This is a genomic window from Streptomyces bambusae, assembly GCF_019400985.1.
Taxonomy (GTDB): domain Bacteria; phylum Actinomycetota; class Actinomycetes; order Streptomycetales; family Streptomycetaceae; genus Streptomyces; species Streptomyces bambusae_A.
In genome coordinates, this window is sequence record NZ_WTFF01000653.1 from 1 (window position 1) to 1,183 (window position 1,183).

Below are 1,183 nucleotides of genomic sequence, written 5' to 3' on the forward strand. Positions count from 1 at the left end.
GTACTGGCCCTGCTGGCCGGCTCCTTCGCGCTGCGCGGGGCCCGCGTGCGCCGCCGGATCGCCGCCACCGTGGCGGACGAGTACCCGGGCGCCGTCTACGACCGGGCGCGCAGCCGGCAGATCGCCGGAGCCCGCGCCGCCGCCTCGCTCACGGACTCCGCTCCCTGGCTGGTGGCCGCCGTCTCCGGCCTGACCCTGCTGCTCGGCGCGGTCGCGGTGGCCGGAGCCTGGCTGACCGGTGAGGTGCCGGGGGCGGCCGTGCGGGGCACCCACCCACTGGTGGAGGCCGCCGTCCGGGGCGCGGAGGACGCCGGGTCGTGGCTGACCGGCTTCGGCTTCCTGCTCCTCGTCGCCTGGGGCCGCCGCGCCTACCGGGACGCCTCCGCGCGCCGGACGCTCGGCATCCTGTGGGACGTCGGTACGTTCTGGCCGCGCGCGGCCCACCCGTTCGCGCCGCCGTGCTACGCCGAGCGCGCCGTGCCCGACCTGACCTGGCGGATGACGACCTGGACCGGGCGGACCGGCGGACGGCTGGTGGTCTCCGGGCACTCGCAGGGCAGCGTGCTCGCGGCCGCCGCCGTCTGGCAGCTGCCGCCGCGGGTCCGCCACCGGGTGGCGCTGATGACGTACGGCTGCCCGCTGGACCGGCTCTACGGCCGCTGGTTCCCCGCGTACTTCGGGCCCGGACCGCTCGCCGCCCTGCACCGGGACGTGGACTGCTGGCGCAACCTGTGGCGGGCCACCGACCCCATCGGCGGGCCGGTGCTGAGCCGCGTGGGGCGCGGCAAGGATCCGCGGCGCGGCGGGGCGCAGGCCGGCGATGCGCAGGACCGCGGTGCGGAGGGCGGCGGTGTGCAGGACCGCGGTGTGCAGGACTGCGGTGCGCAGGGCGGCGGTGCGAAGGGCGGCGGTGTGCAGGACCGCGGTGCGGAGGACCGCGGTGTGCAGGCCGGCGGCGCGGACGTGGACCGGGGGCCGCTGGCCGACCCCGTGGCCTACGGACGCACCGCGGAACATCCGCTGCCCGCACCCCTCCTGGGCCACTCGGACTACCAGGCCGACCCGGCCTTCGCCGCCGAGCGCGACGCGCTGCTCGCCAGGCTGGCCTCCGCCGACCGGCCGCCACCCGAGGCCGCGCGCGAAGCCGGACCCGGGGCGCCCCGGCACGGCGCCGGTCCGGAGG

At 79.1% G+C, this 1,183-nt stretch carries 1 pseudogene; it reads left to right on the plus strand.

Annotated features, from left to right (window positions below):
• Nucleotides 1–1,183, plus strand: a pseudogene (locus GPJ59_RS38300) (hypothetical protein); the annotation flags it as partial.